Origin of the sequence: Enterobacter sp. DTU_2021_1002640_1_SI_PRY_ASU_LCPMC_013 (assembly GCF_032389435.1) — a bacterium.
Taxonomy (GTDB): domain Bacteria; phylum Pseudomonadota; class Gammaproteobacteria; order Enterobacterales; family Enterobacteriaceae; genus Enterobacter; species Enterobacter hormaechei_C.
In genome coordinates, this window is sequence record NZ_CP135594.1 from 918,833 (window position 1) to 934,511 (window position 15,679).

The following is a 15,679-nucleotide window of genomic DNA, read 5'->3' on the forward strand; positions in this document are numbered from 1 at the left end:
GCCGGTGCCCCCGCTGTTGTGGAGGTGATCTATGTGCGAACTGCTCGGGATGAGCGCCAATGTGCCAACCGATATCTGCTTTAGTTTTACCGGGCTGGTTCAGCGCGGTGGAGGAACCGGGCCGCATAAAGACGGCTGGGGCATTACCTTCTACGAAGGCAAAGGATGTCGCACGTTTAAAGATCCACAACCCAGCTTTAACTCACCCATTGCCAGACTGGTGCAGGACTATCCTATTAAATCCTGTTCGGTGATCGCCCATATCCGCCAGGCAAATCGCGGCGAAGTGGCGCTGGAAAATACCCATCCGTTTACCCGTGAACTGTGGGGCCGTAACTGGACCTATGCGCACAACGGGCAGCTCTCGGGCTATAAATCACTGGAAACCGGCAATTTTCGTCCTGTCGGTGAAACGGACAGCGAAAAAGCATTTTGCTGGCTGCTGCACAAGCTGACCGAGCGCTACCCCCGTACGCCCGGCAACATGACCGCCGTTTTTAAGTACATAGCGTCACTGGCGTCTGAGTTACGCGAGAAGGGCGTCTTTAATATGCTGTTGTCTGATGGGCGCTACGTGATGGCGTTCTGCTCGACAAATCTGTTCTGGATCACCCGACGTGCGCCGTTTGGGGTCGCCACGCTGCTCGATCAGGATGTGGAAATTGATTTTCAGAAGGAGACCACACCGAACGATGTGGTCACTGTCATTGCAACGCAGCCGCTGACCGGCAACGAAACCTGGCAAAAGATTATGCCAGGCGAGTGGGCGCTATTTTGTCTCGGGGACCGCGTAATTTGACGCCAGCTGCGGCTGAACCACTTCATGGCTGAGCGGTTTACTCACCACGTAACGGCCATTGACGATGGACACCACCGGCGGCTTATGGGTCTGCTCGAAGTAGTCATAGCCCGGTTTTAGCTGTTTCCAGAAATCTGTGTAAACAGAGTATTTATGGCGCGCCATGTTCGCATCCGTCATACGGAACGGATAGATGCTGACCTGAACATTCGGCTGGCCGAAGACCAGTGCGCCCGTGACAAACTGGAAGATTTCATCAATGCCGGAATCCGTCATCGCATAACAACCGACAGACACGCAGGCACCGTGAATCATCAGGTATTTCCCTTCGTAACCGTGCGCACGGTCGAAGGCATTGGGGAAACCGATGTTAATCGCTTTATAGAAGCGGCTGTCCGGTTTTAGCTGGTTACGCTGAACGTTGTAAAACCCTTCCGGACTTTTGAAGTCACCCTGGCGCTGTTTCGGCCCCAGCCCGCCAGAATAGTTACAGATTTTGTAGCTATCGAGCAGCTGATACGTCTCGCCCATTTTGACAAACAGATCGAGTGTGCGCTCTTCCTTGAAGATTTGAATATAAACCGGGGATCCCATCAACTGCTGTTTATACTCTTTGCTGACCGGCGTCGTTGAACTATTACTGCCAAGCAGCCCGGCAAACGACATGCACGGTATCAGAAGCATCGCAATGAACAATGCGATTTTACGCATACTACTGGTTCCTTGATAAAACAATGACCAACTTGCCAGAACGGCAAAAGACACCCGAAATCAGACTAATCTGGACAGGAGCGCTCACATTAGCACCGATGGAGATTTTCGCAAGAGCCAACCTTTGCGTTTACAAATTAGTTTTACTTTATAACCCATTCACATTGTCCTGACTCCAGGAACTTTGCGCAATAGCTCGCATTTCGGCGCGCCAGACGGCGGATTTGCTGCCCTCGTCAGGGCCGAAAATGGTACACTCCGGCCTCTCTGGATTGTTGTTCATGGATACCTGCTAACCACATGTTTAGAATCAGAAAAGGACTCGAGCTGCCAATCTCTGGCGTGCCTGAACAGCACGTAACAACCGGCGCCAGTATTCACCATGTCGCTATTGTAGGTGATGATTACGTGGGCATGCGTCCTGCGATGCTGGTACAGGAAGGCGATCGCGTAATAAAAGGCCAGGCGCTCTTCAAGGATAAAAAAAATCCTGGCGTTATGTTTACAGCCCCAGCCAGCGGCACCGTTGTCGCCATCCATCGTGGTGAGCGTCGCGTCCTGCAATCGGTTGTCATTCGAATTGAAGGCGATGAGAAACGCGAATTTGCGCGTTTTGATGCTGCCGATCTTGCCACCCTCAGCCACGACGCGGTGCAGACGCAACTGCTGGAGTCGGGACTGTGGACGGCGCTTCGCACGCGCCCCTATAGCAAAACGCCCGTGCCTGGCACTGTGCCGGCCGCTATCTTCGTTACGGCCATCGACACCAACCCGCTCAGCGCAGATCCGCAGCCTCTTATCCTGGCGGAACGAAAAGCTTTCGATGCCGGCCTCACCGTGTTAACGCGCCTGACGCCGGGCAAAGTGCATGTCTGCCAGGCCAGCGGGGGTAAGCTGGGCGGTCATCCGCAAGGGCAGGTGGCCTTTAATGAATTTGCCGGCCCGCATCCGGCCGGGCTGGTGGGAACGCATATTCATTTTCTGGAGCCGGTAAGCCTGACGAAACAGGTCTGGCATCTTAATTATCAGGACGTGATCGCTATCGGTAAGCTGTTCACCACGGGTGAGCTGTGCGCAGAACGCATTATTGCCATCGGCGGCCCTCAGGCAACCCACCCGCGTCTGGTTCGCACGCTGCTTGGGGCAGACCTGACGGCGCTGTTGGCTGGCGAAACGAAAGAAGGTGAAAACCGTATTATTTCCGGTTCGGTGCTGAGCGGCAGGCACGCGACAGGCCCGATGGCCTGGCTGGGGCGTTTCCATCTTCAGGTGAGCGTTGTGCTTGAAGGACGCGAGAAAGAGCTGTTCGGCTGGGTACTGCCTGGTGCAGAAAAATACTCGGTAACGCGCACCACGCTCGGCCACTTCCTGCGTCGTAAGCTGTTTAACTTCTCCACCAGTACCAACGGCGGTGAGCGCGCCATGGTTCCGATTGGCAACTACGAACGCGTGATGCCGCTGGATATTCTGCCCACCGTGCTGCTGCGCGATCTCCTGGCCGGCGATACCGACGGTGCCCAGGCGCTGGGCTGTCTGGAGCTGGACGAAGAAGATCTGGCGCTGTGTACCTATGTGTGTCCAGGTAAATACGAATATGGACCCGTATTGCGCGAGGTGTTAACCCGCATTGAGCAGGAAGGATAACCATGGGCTTAAAACACCTCTTTGAAAAAATTGAGCCGCACTTTACCGAAGGGAAGCTCAAAAAGTACTACCCGCTGTATGAAGCGACAACGACCATTTTCTACACGCCGGGTCTGGTGACGAAAGGCGCGGCGCACGTTCGCGACGCCATTGACCTCAAGCGAATGATGATTCTGGTCTGGTTTGCGGTCTTCCCGGCCATGTTCTGGGGGATGTATAACGTTGGGTTGCAAACTATTCCGGCTCTGCATCATATGTACGATGCAGAGCAGCTGGCGCAGGTGATTCAGTCTGACTGGCACTATCGTCTGGCGCAGTCGCTGGGGGTGAGCTTTGCGGCAGATGCCGGCTGGATCAGCATGATGACGCTGGGCGCTGTCTTCTTCCTCCCTATCTATATGACTGTCTTTATCGTGGGCGGTTTCTGGGAGGTGCTGTTCGCCATTATTCGCAAACATGAGATCAACGAGGGCTTCTTTGTTACCTCTATTCTGTTTGCGCTGATTGTTCCGCCAACGCTGCCGCTCTGGCAGGCGGCGATGGGGATCAGCTTTGGCGTGGTGATTGCCAAGGAGATCTTCGGCGGGACCGGACGCAACTTCCTCAATCCGGCTCTGGCAGGGCGCGCGTTCCTGTTCTTTGCTTATCCGGCGCAAATCTCGGGCGACCTGGTGTGGACGGCAGCAGACGGATTCTCCGGCGCGACGCCACTTTCACAGTGGGCGGCTGGCGGCGGCGAAACGCTGGTCAATAATGCAACCGGACAGCCTGTCACCTGGTTTGATGCGTTTATCGGCAATATTCCAGGCTCCATCGGTGAAGTGTCTACCCTGATGATTTTGATCGGCGGGGCCATCATCCTCTTTGGCCGCGTGGCGTCCTGGCGCATTGTCGCAGGCGTCATGCTCGGGATGGTACTCACCGCCACGCTTTTCAACTTCATTGGTTCAGACACAAACCCGATGTTCTCCATGCCGTGGTACTGGCACCTTGTGCTGGGAGGCTTTGCGTTTGGCATGATGTTCATGGCCACCGATCCGGTCTCGGCTTCGTTTACCGACAGAGGTAAATGGTGTTACGGCGCGCTCATTGGGGTGATGTGTGTACTGATTCGCGTGGTCAACCCGGCTTATCCGGAAGGGATGATGTTGGCCATTCTGTTTGCCAATCTGTTTGCGCCGCTGTTCGACTACCTGGTCGTGCGCGCCAACATTAAGCGGAGGAAGGCGCGTGGCTGAGATCAAAAATAACGACAGCATCAGCAAAACGCTGCTGGTGGTGCTGGTACTGTGTCTGGTCTGTTCCATTGTCGTGGCCGGTTCTGCCGTAGGGTTAAAACCGCTACAGCAGGAGCAACGAGCGCTGGATAAACAGCGTAACATCCTGGCCGTGGCCGGGCTGATGCAGGAAGGCATGACGAAGGATGACGTCGCAGCGGTGTTTGCCGAACGTATTACCGCACGGCTGGTGGATTTAAAAACCGGGGAGTTAATGGATAAAGACCCGGCGAAATACAACCAGGCGCTGGCGCTAAAAGATCCGCAGATGAGCACTACGCTTGACGCCTCGCAGGATCCGGCAGGCATTAAGCGCCGCAGCAATGTCGCGGAGATTTACCTCGTCCGTGACGAGCAAAAGCGCATCCAGGAAATCGTGTTGCCCATCTATGGCAACGGTTTATGGTCAATGATGTACGCCTTTGTGGCGTTGGATACCGATGGTCGTACGGTGAAAGGCATTACTTATTACGATCAGGGCGAAACACCAGGGCTGGGGGGCGAAGTTGAGAACCCTAACTGGCGGGCACAGTTTGTTGGTAAAAAAGTGCTCGACGACAACGGCCAGCCTGCGCTGAAGGTGGTGAAAGGGGGCGCGCGTCCCGGCGATGAATTTGCCGTTGATGGCCTTTCCGGTGCCACGCTCACCTCTAACGGTGTACAGCACAGCTTTGATTTCTGGATGGGTGAACTGGGCTTTGGTCCCTTCCTGAAGAATGTACGTGAAGGAGCGCTGAATAATGGCTGATACGGGTGAACTGAAAGAAGTTAAAAAGGTGCTGATTGGCCCGCTGTTAGCCAATAACCCGATAACGCTACAGGTGCTGGGGGTGTGCTCGGCGCTGGCGGTGACCACCAAGCTGGAAACGGCGGTGGTCATGACGCTGGCGGTAACGCTGGTGACAGCGTTTTCCAGCATGTTTATCTCAATGATCCGCCACCACATACCCAACAGCGTGAGGATCATCGTGCAGATGGCGATTATCGCCTCGCTGGTGATCGTGGTCGATCAGCTCCTGCGCGCCTTCGCCTATGAAACCTCGAAGCAGCTTTCGGTGTTTGTCGGCCTGATAATCACCAACTGTATCGTGATGGGGCGTGCTGAAGCCTATGCGATGAAAATGCCACCGCTGGCGAGCTTTATGGACGGTATCGGCAACGGCCTGGGTTACGGCGTGATCCTGTTGACGGTTGGTTTCCTGCGCGAGCTGATTGGCAGCGGCAAGCTGTTTGGCATTCCGGTGCTGGATACGGTACAGAACGGCGGCTGGTATCTGCCGAACGGCCTGTTCCTGCTGGCCCCAAGCGCATTTTTCATTATCGGTTTGCTGATCTGGCTGATTCGTACGTTGAAGCCTGAACAGCAGGAAAAGGAGTAACCGACAATGGCTCATTACCTGAGTTTATTTGTGCGCGCGGTGTTTGTTGAAAACATGGCGCTCGCTTTCTTCCTGGGCATGTGTACGTTCCTTGCCGTTTCTAAAAAGGTATCGACGGCATTTGGTCTGGGCGTGGCGGTCACCGTTGTGCTGGGGCTTTCCGTTCCGATTAACAACCTGGTATTCAACTTCGTGCTGCGCGATGGCGCGCTGGTGGAGGGGGTTGATCTTAGCTTCCTGAACTTCATCACCTTTATCGGAGTGATTGCGGCGCTTGTTCAGATCCTGGAGATGATCCTCGATAAATACTTCCCGTCGCTGTACAACGCGCTGGGGATCTTCCTGCCGCTGATCGCCGTGAACTGCGCCATCTTCGGTGGCGTCTCGTTTATGGTTCAGCGCGATTACAACTTCAGTGAATCGGTTGTGTATGGCTTCGGTTCCGGTATCGGCTGGATGCTGGCGATTGTCACCATGGCGGGGATCCGTGAAAAAATGAAATATGCCAACGTACCTGCGGGGCTTCGTGGCTTAGGGATCACCTTTATCACCACCGGCCTGATGGCGTTGGGCTTTATGTCCTTCTCCGGTGTGCAGCTATAAGGGCTAACAGATGGAAATTATTCTTGGCGTGGTGATGTTCACGCTGATAGTACTGGTGCTGTCAGGGCTGATCCTGGCGGCGCGTGCGAAGCTGGTCAATTCCGGGGATGTGATCATTGATATCAATGACGATCCGCAGAATCAGATCCGTACCCCAGCAGGGGATAAGCTGCTTAACACGCTCTCCGGCAACGGGATTTTTGTCTCGTCTGCCTGTGGCGGCGGTGGCTCCTGTGGCCAGTGCCGTGTGACGGTCAAAGAGGGCGGCGGTGATATTCTGCCAACGGAACTGTCGCATATCACGAAGCGTGAAGCGAAAGAAGGATGCCGTCTGGCGTGCCAGGTCGCTGTGCGCCAGAACATGAAGATTGAGCTGCCGGAGGAGATCTTCGGCGTGAAAAAATGGGAGTGCGAAGTTATCTCTAACGATAACAAAGCCACGTTCATCAAAGAGCTCAAGCTGCGTGTCCCTGAAGGGGAGAGCGTCCCGTTCCGTGCGGGTGGGTATATCCAGATTGAATGTCCGGCACACACCGTCGCGTATGCTGACATCGACGTGCCCGAGGAGTACCGGGCAGACTGGGATAAATTTAACCTCTTCCGCTTTGTTTCTGAGGTAAAAGAGCCCGCGCTTCGCGCCTATTCCATGGCTAACTATCCGGAAGAGAAGGGCATTATTATGCTCAACGTGCGTATCGCCACGCCGCCACCGAATGTGCCTGATGCCCCTCCTGGCATCATGTCGTCGTATATCTGGTCCCTCAAGCCTGGCGACAAAGTGACGATTTCCGGCCCGTTCGGCGAATTCTTTGCCAAAGATACTGACGCGGAGATGGTCTTTATCGGCGGCGGTGCGGGTATGGCGCCGATGCGTTCGCATATTTTTGACCAGCTCAAACGACTTGGCAGCAAGCGTAAGATCAGCTTCTGGTACGGGGCGCGTTCACTGCGCGAAATGTTCTATGACGATGAGTTTGAACAACTGGCGCGTGATAACCCTAACTTTACCTTCCATGTGGCGCTATCCGATCCGCAGCCGGAAGATAACTGGACAGGCTATACGGGCTTCATCCACAACGTGCTGTATGAAAATTACCTCAAACAGCACCCGGCACCGGAAGACTGCGAGTTCTATATGTGTGGTCCACCAATGATGAACGCCGCCGTGATTAAGATGCTAAAAGATCTTGGCGTGGAAGATGAGAACATCATGCTTGATGATTTCGGAGGCTGATTATGCTGACTTTTCTGGCGACCTTTGCGGTGTTTGTGCTGGTGATCTTCGGCATGTCCTTAGGCTGGATCATCAAGCGTAAAAGCATTCAGGGCAGTTGCGGAGGCATCTCTTCCATCGGAATGGAAAAAGTGTGCGATTGTCCGGAACCGTGCGATGCGCGGAAAAAGCGGATGGCTCGCGAGCAGCAACGCATTATTTAGTCTTCCAGGTCGGGTAAGGCAACGCCGCCACCCGACAATTCCTGCGCGCACTTCTCAACCCTCATTTGTTTACTGTATACTTATCCAGTAATAAGTGAGGGCTTACTATGCGCAAAATAATCCATGTCGATATGGACTGCTTTTTTGCCGCAGTGGAGATGCGTGACAACCCGGCGCTGCGGGATATTCCGATCGCCATTGGCGGCAGCCGGGTTCAGCGCGGTGTCATCAGCACCGCCAACTATCCTGCTCGCAAATACGGTGTACGCAGCGCCATGCCGACAGCGATGGCGCTGAAACTGTGCCCGCATCTCACTCTTTTGCCCGGACGTTTTGATGCCTATAAAGAAGCATCGAGCCACATTCGGGAGATCTTCTCCCGCTACACCTCACTGATTGAACCGTTATCGCTGGATGAAGCCTATCTGGATGTCACCCACAGCGTGCACTGCCACGGCTCCGCCACCCTCATGGCGCAGGAGATCCGCCAGACTATTTTTAATGAGCTGAACCTGACGGCATCGGCAGGCGTCGCGCCGGTAAAATTTCTCGCCAAAATCGCCTCCGATTTAAATAAGCCCAACGGCCAGTACGTCATCACTCCGGAAGAGGTTCCGGCGTTTTTAAAGACGCTGCCGCTCAGCAAAATCCCCGGCGTGGGCAAAGTCTCCGCCGCGAAGCTGGAAAGTATGGGGCTACGCACCTGCGAAGATGTTCAGCGCAGCGATCTGGCGCTGCTGCTTAAGCGTTTTGGCAAGTTTGGCCGCGTACTGTGGGAACGCAGTCAGGGCATTGATGACCGGGATGTGAACAACGAACGGCTGCGTAAATCGGTCGGCGTTGAACGCACGCTGAGCGAAGATATCCATGACTGGACCGAGTGTGAAACCATTATTACGGAACAGCTTTATCCTGAGCTTGAACGACGCTTACTGAAGGTCAAACCGGATCTGCTTATTGCCCGACAGGGCATCAAACTGAAATTTAACGATTTTCAGCAGACGACGCAGGAGCACGTCTGGCCACGCCTCAACAAAGAGGATCTTATCGCGACGGCGAAAAAGGCGTGGGAAGAACGACGAGGCGGACGAGGGGTGAGGCTGGTGGGGCTGCACGTCACCTTGCTGGATCCGCAGCTGGAGCGTCAACTGGTGTTGGGACTGTAGATTACGCTAATCGTAGGCCCGGCAAGCGTAGCGCCACCGGGCATCAAACGGCTAATTACTTAACAGGAATTGCTTTCAGCAGCTCAGTCAGCAGCGTCCAGTAGTGACCGACGCTTTCAATGTGAACCTGCTCATCCGGGGAGTGTGGCCCGGTGATGGTTGGCCCGATGGAGACCATGTCCATATCCGGATACGGTTTCTTGAACAGACCACACTCCAGACCCGCATGAATAACCTGAATGTTCGGGGTGCTGTTGAACAGTCGCTGATAAGTTTCACGCACCAGTGCCATGACCGGAGAACTTGCATCCGGCTGCCAGCCCGGGTAGCTGCCTTTTGCAGACGTTTTCGCGCCCGCCAGGGTACCAAGAGATTCCAGCATGCTTACAACGTACTCTTTACCGCTGTCGATCAGGGAACGGATCAGGCAGATGATCTCTGCGCTGTCGTCACCCATGGTCACCACGCCCACGTTCAGGGAGGTTTCCACCACGCCTTTCGCCACGTCAGAGTTGCGAATAACGCCGTTTGGCGTTGCGTTCAGCAGCTGGACGAACGTGTCACGAGACTGTGCGGTCAGCGCGGCTTTATCCGTCGTAACGGACTCCAGCACCACCGTCAGGTTTTTCTCTTTTGCAGACAGTTCGTTTTTCAGGATCTCCAGATACACGCTGGAGAGTTTTTTCAGTTCGTCCGCTTTCGACGCAGGCACCGCCACGGTAGCGAAGGCTTCGCGAGGGATCGCGTTACGCAGAGTACCGCCGTTGAAGTCCACCAGACGCAGATCCAGTTCAGCGGCATGGCCCGCCAGGAAACGCGCCAGCAGTTTGTTGGCGTTGCCCAGGCCCAGGTGAATATCACCGCCAGAGTGACCGCCTTTCAGCCCTTTCAGCGTCAGCTTAAAGGTCTCGAATCCGGCAGGGATCGCTTCGCGGGACAGCGGCAGGGTAGAGATAAAATCGATCCCGCCCGCGCAGCCCATGTAGATCTCACCTTCTTCTTCGGAGTCAGTGTTGATCAGAATGTCCGCTTGCAGCCAATTTGCCTGAAGACCGAACGCGCCATCCATGCCCGCTTCTTCAGTCATGGTCAGCAGCACTTCCAGCGGACCGTGTTCAACGCTGTCGTCAGCCAGCACGGCCAGCGCGGAAGCCATACCAATGCCGTTATCTGCGCCCAGGGTCGTGCCGCGCGCCTTCACCCACTCACCGTCGATGTACGGCTGAATCGGGTCTTTTGTGAAGTCGTGAACGGTGTCGTTGTTTTTCTGCGGAACCATATCCAGGTGCGCCTGCAATACCACTGGCTTACGGTTTTCCATACCTGCGGTGGCAGGTTTGCGGATAAGAATATTGCCAACCTGGTCGCGCTCAGCGTGCAGACCTTTTTCCTTTGCCCAACCCATAATATGTTCGGCAAGCTGTTCTTCGTGATAGGAAGGGTGCGGAATGGAGCAGATTTTGGCAAAAATATCCCACAGTGGTTGTGGAGATAATTGAGACAGTTCAGACACGATAGGTCTCCTTGTCGTTGCGCTGCAAAACAATGTTGCAGGTCACAGGGTTAGCAGGTTAATCGTTACCACAAGTCAGGCTTGCGAGATGCAACTGAGAATACCACTTTCTCCCGTGGCTGGTAGCATTAAGCATGTAAAAACTCAGGCTCATGGCGCGTAACACTGGTTTTTAGTGCGTCAGATCTCTATAATCTCGCGCAACCTGGTTCACCCTCATTTTTTTAAGCCGTATATAAACAGGCTGGGACACTTCACATGAGCGAAAAATACGTCGTCACCTGGGACATGTTGCAGATTCACGCACGCAAACTGGCTGCGCGTCTGATGCCTTCCGAACAGTGGAAAGGCATTATTGCCGTCAGCCGTGGCGGTCTGGTACCGGGGGCGCTGCTGGCACGTGAGCTGGGTATTCGTCATGTCGATACCGTATGTATCTCCAGCTACGATCACGACAACCAGCGCGAACTGAAAGTGCTGAAACGCGCGGAAGGCGACGGTGAAGGCTTTATCGTTATCGACGATCTGGTGGACACCGGCGGTACCGCGGTGGCTATCCGCGAAATGTATCCAAAAGCGCACTTCGTCACGATCTTCGCGAAACCAGCGGGTCGCCCACTGGTTGATGATTACGTCATTGATATCCCGCAGGATACCTGGATTGAACAGCCATGGGATATGGGCGTGGTCTTCGTACCGCCTATCTCTGGCCGTTAATTTCAGTACGTAACTTTACACGCCCGGTTATGCCGGGCGTTGTTCTTTTTACCCTGCCACGCGTTACAATGGTCTTCATATGACGTATCCATGGAGGCAACGCAATGACGCAGGCGAATCTTACCGAAACTCTCTTCAAACCCCGTTTCAAGCACCCTGAAACGTCGACGCTGGTGCGTCGGTTTAATCCGGGGACAATGCCTGCCGTTCAGTCAGCGTTAGACGGTAAAAACGTGCCCCACTGGTATCGAATGATTAACCGTCTGATGTGGATCTGGCGCGGCATCGATCCGCGTGAAATCCTCGACGTGCAGGCGCGTATCGTGATGAGTGAGTCCGAGCGTACCGACGGCGATCTCTACGATACGGTGGTGGGCTACCGTGGTGGAAACTGGATCTACGAATGGTCAAAGCAGGCCATGCTCTGGCAGCAAAAAGCGAGCCAGGAAGAAGATGCCACTCTCAGCGGCAAGCACTGGCTGCATGCGGCAAATCTGTACAGCATCGCTGCATATCCGCATCTTAAAGGCGACGAACTGGCAGAACAGGCGCAGGCGCTGGCAAACCGGGCTTATGAAGAGGCCGCGCAGCGGTTGCCTGGCCGGATGCGTGAAATTGAGTTCGCCATTCCCGGTGGCAGCCCGGTGACCGGATTCTTGCATATGCCGGAGGGGGAAGGGCCGTTCCCGACGGTTCTGATGTGCGGTGGACTGGACTCGTTACAAATTGACTATTACAGCCTGTATGAGCGCTACTTTGCCCCAAACGGAATCGCCATGCTGACGCTTGATATGCCTTCCATTGGTTTTTCATCCAAATGGAAACTTACGCAAGACTCCAGCCTGCTGCATCAGCATGCTTTAAAAGCGCTGGAGAATATCCCCTGGGTTGATCACACCCGGGTTGGCGCGTTTGGCTTCCGCTTTGGCGCTAACGTCGCGGTACGGCTTGCCTACCTTGAATCTTCACGCCTGAAGGCCGTCGCCTGTCTTGGCCCGGTGGTGCATGCTCTGTTAAGCGATCCTGCGCGTCAGGGTAGCGTTCCTGAGATGTATCTGGACGTGCTGGCGAGCCGACTTGGCATGCATGATGCTTCAGACGAAGCGTTGCGCATTGAACTTAATCGTTATTCATTAAAAACGCAGGGCCTACTCGGCCGCCGCTGCCCAACCCCGATGATGTCCGGTTTCTGGAAGAACGATCCGTTTAGCCCGGAAGAGGAGTCACGCTTAATCACGTCGTCATCTTCTGATGGTAAATTGCTGGAGGTACCCTTCAGCCCGGTGTACCAGAATTTTGACAAAGCGCTGAAAGAGATCACACGCTGGATCACGCAGAGATTGTGTTAATAGTTTGCTAAATTTCGTTGGTTTGGTAAAACAGTGCTTCACAAAAGGAGATCGCAATGACGTTACCGAGTGGACACCCGAAAAGTAGACTGATTAAGAAGTTCATGGCTCTTGGCCCGTATATTCGAGAAGAGCAGTGTGAAGAGAATCGCTTTTTTTTCGACTGCCTGGCTGTATGCGTCAACGTGAAGCCTGCACCCGAAAAACGTGAGTTCTGGGGCTGGTGGATGGAAATGGAAGCACAGGAAAACCGTTTTACCTATAGCTATCAGTTTGGCCTGTTTAATAAAGACGGGCACTGGCAGGCGACGAGCATCAAAGATCAGGAAGTGATCGATCGTCTGGAGCATACGCTAAAAGAATTTCACGGCAAAGCTCGTGATCTGCTGGCAACGCTGGATCTGAAGCTGGAGCCTGCGGACGATTTTTCCAGCGAAGCGGTGAAACTGAGAGCCTGATGATGTCACAGCGCCGGGTGGCGGCTACGCCTTACCCGGCCTACAAAAACTGATGCTCTTCTCCCTCTCCCTGTGGGAGAGGGCCGGGGTGAGGGCACCAGACCGCATTAATTCCCGACAAAAAAACCGGCTCAGCGCCGGTTTTTTATTACCACAACATCAGAACTGGTAGGTCATGCCCAGCGCAACGATATCATCGCTGCTTACGCCCAGTTTATTATCGTCATCGATCTGGTTGATCTTATAATCAACAAACGCAGACATATTTTTGTTGAAATAATATGTCGCACCTACGTCGATGTATTTCACGATATCTTCATCGCCGATACCTTCGATATCTTTGCCTTTAGACTGCACGTAACCCAGAGATGGACGCAGACCAAAGTCAAATTGATATTGCGCGACCACTTCGAAGTTTTGTGCTTTATTTGCAAAGCCACCGGAAATAGGGGCCATATTGCGGGTTTCGGAATAGATAGTGGCCAGATAAATATCGTTGGCATCATATTTCAAACCGGTTGCCCAGCCTTCTGCTTTTTTACCTTCGCCGCGTGCCTGAAGGTTTTGATCGTTAGTGCGATCGGAGCTGGCATACGCACCAATCACAGAAAAATCGCTGCCGCCGAAGTCATAGCTCAGGGAGGTACCGAAGCCGTCACCGTTTTGCTTCTTCACGTCGCGGTTTTCATTTTTGCCCTGGTATTGCAGGGTCATATTCAGGCCGTCAACCAGGCCAAAGAAATCGGTATTACGGTATGTGGCCAGACCGGAGGCGCGTTTCGTCATGAAGTTATCGGTCTGTGCCAGGCCGTCACCGCCGAACTCCGGGAACATATCGGTGTATGCGGCGACGTCATACAGCGCGCCCAGGTTACGGCCGTAATCCAGTGAGCCGAAGTCTTTCAGTTTCAGCCCGGCAAATGCCAGACGTGTTTTTTGAGAAGAGTCGCTCTCAGCTTTGTTACCTGCGAACTCAGCTTCCCAACGTCCGTAGCCCGTCAGCTGATCGTTAATCTGCGTTTCACCCTTAAAGCCGAAACGAACGTAAGTCTGGTCACCATCCTTAGCGTCATCATCACTGATGTAGTGCATTGCTTTTACTTTGCCGTACACGTCCAGTTTATTCCCGTTTTTATTATAAACTTCTGCTGCCTGAACAGATGCGGAAGCAACTACGCCCATTACCACTAATGCCAGAGTGCTCTTTTTCATTTTCAATCCTGATTTTATAAAAACGCGCTAATATTCGCTGAGCAATAAGATTCGACTTATTACCCCGTGAAAAACAGGAAGGGTTTTATCGTTCGTGGGTGAAAGTTTTATGACAAAGTAAGAATATGTCTAAAAAAGTATGTTTTAATTTTTCGGTAATAAAATTGTCAAAATCTGCCGCTACGCTTCCTGATCCCGCGCAACAAAGTGACGGGTCATGCGCTAAGGCAGTTGGCAACGGAGCTGACACCTGTTAAAACGTCTGACTGACATCATTTTCCCTTATTGTTGAACGGCAGAGAATCATGAGTGACAGCCAGACGCTGGTGGTAAAACTCGGTACCAGTGTGTTAACAGGCGGATCGCGCCGCCTGAATCGTGCCCATATCGTTGAGCTTGTACGTCAGTGCGCTCAGTTGCATGCCGCAGGGCATCGTATTGTGATTGTGACTTCCGGGGCGATTGCCGCCGGGCGTGAACACCTGGGCTACCCCGAACTCCCCGCGACGATCGCCTCCAAACAGCTGCTGGCCGCCGTGGGACAAAGCCGACTCATACAGCTCTGGGAACAACTGTTCTCCATCTACGGCATTCACGTCGGGCAGATGCTGCTGACGCGTGCGGATATGGAAGACAGAGAACGTTTCCTGAACGCCCGCGATACGCTGCGTGCGCTGCTGGATAACCATATCGTTCCGGTCATTAACGAAAACGACGCTGTTGCCACCGCTGAAATCAAAGTAGGCGACAACGATAACCTCTCTGCGCTGGCGGCGATCCTGGCAGGGGCCGATAAGCTGCTGCTTCTGACCGATCAGCAGGGGCTGTTTACCGCTGACCCGCGCTCTAATCCACAGGCTGAACTGATCAAAGACGTTCACGGCATTGACGATGCGCTGCGTGCCATTGCGGGTGACAGCGTTTCTGGTCTGGGGACAGGCGGCATGGGCACCAAGCTCCAGGCCGCGGACGTGGCGTGCCGGGCCGGTATCGACACCATCATCGCCGCGGGCAGCCGTCCGGGCGTGATCGGTGATGTGATGGAAGGCATCTCTGTGGGCACTCGCTTCCACGCCCAGGCGTCCCCGCTGGAAAACCGAAAACGCTGGATCTTTGGTGCGCCCCCGGCTGGCGAACTGACCGTGGATGAAGGCGCGACCGCCGCTATTCTGGAAAGAGGAAGCTCGTTACTTCCAAAAGGAATTAAAAGCGTGACAGGCAACTTCTCGCGTGGTGAAGTGATCCGAATCCGTAACCTTGAAGGTCGCGACATCGCTCATGGCGTAAGTCGTTATAACAGCGACGCGCTGCGTCGGATTGCTGGTCACCATTCCCAGCAGATCGACGCCATCCTGGGCTATGAATATGGCCCGGTTGCCGTGCATCGTGACGACATGATTATTCGTTAAGGAGC

16 protein-coding genes are annotated in these 15,679 nt (G+C 54.2%); 13 read left to right on the forward strand and 3 right to left on the reverse strand.

Going from position 1 to position 15,679, the window contains the following annotated elements; translation table 11 throughout:
• Positions 1–31 precede the first annotated feature (31 nt).
• On the forward strand, positions 32–799 hold the full coding sequence (locus tag RS584_RS04370; RefSeq protein WP_017383120.1) for a class II glutamine amidotransferase: 768 nt from the start codon (positions 32–34) through the stop codon (positions 797–799).
• On the opposite strand, the gene dpaA is transcribed toward RS584_RS04370, so the two are convergent.
• Complete coding sequence (dpaA, locus tag RS584_RS04375) at positions 770–1,510, reverse strand: peptidoglycan meso-diaminopimelic acid protein amidase (RefSeq protein WP_006810008.1); 741 nt, start codon at positions 1,508–1,510, stop codon at positions 770–772. The two genes, RS584_RS04370 and dpaA, sit on opposite strands and share 30 nt — an antisense overlap.
• Positions 1,511–1,810: 300 nt before the next feature.
• Between dpaA and RS584_RS04380 the strand changes: the two genes are divergently transcribed.
• The 8 genes from RS584_RS04380 (at position 1,811) to dinB (ending at position 9,016) form a co-directional block, all read left to right on the forward strand.
• Positions 1,811–3,154: a Na(+)-translocating NADH-quinone reductase subunit A gene (locus RS584_RS04380; protein ID WP_315748992.1), complete on the forward strand. Its 1,344-nt coding sequence runs from the start codon at positions 1,811–1,813 to the stop codon at positions 3,152–3,154.
• A gap of 2 nt (positions 3,155–3,156) precedes the next feature.
• The gene (locus RS584_RS04385) at positions 3,157–4,392 is read left to right on the forward strand and encodes an NADH:ubiquinone reductase (Na(+)-transporting) subunit B (protein WP_022647143.1); all 1,236 of its coding nucleotides are present in this window, start codon (positions 3,157–3,159) and stop codon (positions 4,390–4,392) included.
• Entirely contained in the window at positions 4,385–5,179 is a 795-nt protein-coding gene (locus RS584_RS04390; protein WP_023295964.1) for a Na(+)-translocating NADH-quinone reductase subunit C, read from the forward strand. Before RS584_RS04385 ends, RS584_RS04390 begins: the two co-directional genes overlap by 8 nt.
• Positions 5,172–5,810 carry an NADH:ubiquinone reductase (Na(+)-transporting) subunit D gene (locus tag RS584_RS04395; RefSeq protein ID WP_003863219.1) on the forward strand — a complete coding sequence of 213 codons (639 nt, stop codon included), beginning with the start codon at positions 5,172–5,174 and terminating at the stop codon, positions 5,808–5,810. Before RS584_RS04390 ends, RS584_RS04395 begins: the two co-directional genes overlap by 8 nt.
• 6 nt (positions 5,811–5,816) lie before the next feature.
• The gene (gene nqrE, locus RS584_RS04400) at positions 5,817–6,413 is read left to right on the forward strand and encodes an NADH:ubiquinone reductase (Na(+)-transporting) subunit E (protein ID WP_003863217.1); all 597 of its coding nucleotides are present in this window, start codon (positions 5,817–5,819) and stop codon (positions 6,411–6,413) included.
• 10 nt (positions 6,414–6,423) lie between these two features.
• Positions 6,424–7,647, forward strand: coding sequence for an NADH:ubiquinone reductase (Na(+)-transporting) subunit F (gene nqrF, locus RS584_RS04405; RefSeq protein WP_315748993.1), 1,224 nt, complete (start codon positions 6,424–6,426; stop codon positions 7,645–7,647).
• Positions 7,648–7,649: 2 nt separating this feature from the next.
• The gene (nqrM, locus tag RS584_RS04410; RefSeq protein WP_003863212.1) at positions 7,650–7,850 is read left to right on the forward strand and encodes a (Na+)-NQR maturation NqrM; all 201 of its coding nucleotides are present in this window, start codon (positions 7,650–7,652) and stop codon (positions 7,848–7,850) included.
• A gap of 107 nt (positions 7,851–7,957) precedes the next feature.
• Entirely contained in the window at positions 7,958–9,016 is a 1,059-nt protein-coding gene (dinB, locus tag RS584_RS04415) for a DNA polymerase IV (protein WP_023295965.1), read from the forward strand.
• 55 nt (positions 9,017–9,071) lie between these two features.
• On the opposite strand, the gene pepD is transcribed toward dinB, so the two are convergent.
• Entirely contained in the window at positions 9,072–10,529 is a 1,458-nt protein-coding gene (gene pepD / locus RS584_RS04420; RefSeq protein WP_032652656.1) for a cytosol nonspecific dipeptidase, read from the reverse strand.
• Positions 10,530–10,787: 258 nt separating this feature from the next.
• On the opposite strand from pepD, the gene gpt reads away from it, so the two are divergent.
• The 3 genes from gpt (at position 10,788) to crl (ending at position 13,053) form a co-directional block, all read left to right on the forward strand.
• Positions 10,788–11,246: a xanthine phosphoribosyltransferase gene (gpt, locus tag RS584_RS04425; protein ID WP_003863205.1), complete on the forward strand. Its 459-nt coding sequence runs from the start codon at positions 10,788–10,790 to the stop codon at positions 11,244–11,246.
• 104 nt (positions 11,247–11,350) lie between these two features.
• A complete protein-coding gene (gene frsA / locus RS584_RS04430; RefSeq protein WP_017694464.1) occupies positions 11,351–12,595 on the forward strand; it encodes an esterase FrsA in 1,245 nt (414 codons plus the stop codon).
• Between the two features lie 56 nt (positions 12,596–12,651).
• Positions 12,652–13,053 (forward strand): sigma factor-binding protein Crl, encoded by a 402-nt coding sequence (gene crl, locus RS584_RS04435; RefSeq protein WP_006809999.1) that lies wholly within the window; start codon positions 12,652–12,654, stop codon positions 13,051–13,053.
• 159 nt (positions 13,054–13,212) lie between these two features.
• On the opposite strand, the gene phoE is transcribed toward crl, so the two are convergent.
• A complete protein-coding gene (phoE, locus tag RS584_RS04440; protein ID WP_017383128.1) occupies positions 13,213–14,265 on the reverse strand; it encodes a phosphoporin PhoE in 1,053 nt (350 codons plus the stop codon).
• A 305-nt stretch (positions 14,266–14,570) separates the two neighbouring features.
• Here phoE and proB point away from each other — a divergent pair, with 305 nt between their 5' ends.
• Positions 14,571–15,674 (forward strand): glutamate 5-kinase, encoded by a 1,104-nt coding sequence (gene proB / locus RS584_RS04445; RefSeq protein ID WP_015571369.1) that lies wholly within the window; start codon positions 14,571–14,573, stop codon positions 15,672–15,674.
• Positions 15,675–15,679: the final 5 nt, after the last annotated feature.